The following is a 566-nucleotide window of genomic DNA, read 5'->3' as shown; positions in this document are numbered from 1 at the left end:
GGATCAAAGTCTGTTTGCCGACTCCCCGAAGCTTTTCGCAGGCTACCACTCTTTCATCGCCTCTGACTGCCAAGGCATCCACCGTATGCGCTTCTTCACTTGACCATATAACCCCAAGCAACTCTGGTTATACTGTGAAGACGACATTCGCCGAAAATTCGCAAAACTCTTAAGAGTCACTCACAAATTTTACCTTAGCCTGATCCGTTACCAGTGAAAGTAACGTTCAGTCTATCTTTCTATCACATACCCAAATTTTTAAAGAACGATCTAATCAAAGACTAGAAATCAATATTCACGCCGGAATATTCATTTCTAAGCTCTAACAAGCAGAAGCAGTTAATGGTGGAGCCAAGCGGGATCGAACCGCTGACCTCCTGCGTGCAAGGCAGGCGCTCTCCCAGCTGAGCTATGGCCCCATACAAAATTGGTGGGTCTGGGCAGATTCGAACTGCCGACCTCACCCTTATCAGGGGTGCGCTCTAACCAACTGAGCTACAGACCCAATTTCGAGCGCGTAACTGATTAGCTCAGAGCTATCAGCTTGGAGCTTAAAGCTTGCTTCT

2 tRNA genes and 1 rRNA gene are annotated in these 566 nt (G+C 47.3%); all 3 read right to left on the bottom strand.

The features are described 5' to 3' along the window. Window positions 1-105: ribosomal RNA gene (locus HT737_RS30905) — 23S ribosomal RNA — on the bottom strand; the annotation flags it as partial. A 238-nt stretch (window positions 106-343) separates the two neighbouring features. Next, window positions 344-419 (bottom strand) — tRNA-Ala (locus HT737_RS30900). A 9-nt stretch (window positions 420-428) separates the two neighbouring features. Beyond that, window positions 429-505, bottom strand: a tRNA-Ile gene (locus HT737_RS30895). Window positions 506-566 lie beyond the last annotated feature (61 nt).

Source organism: Pseudomonas sp. MD195_PC81_125 (genome assembly GCF_014060985.1).
GTDB lineage: Bacteria > Pseudomonadota > Gammaproteobacteria > Pseudomonadales > Pseudomonadaceae > Aquipseudomonas > Aquipseudomonas parakoreensis.
The sequence above is the reverse complement of the archived record's forward strand: the minus strand, read 5'-3'. Positions and strand labels throughout refer to the sequence as shown.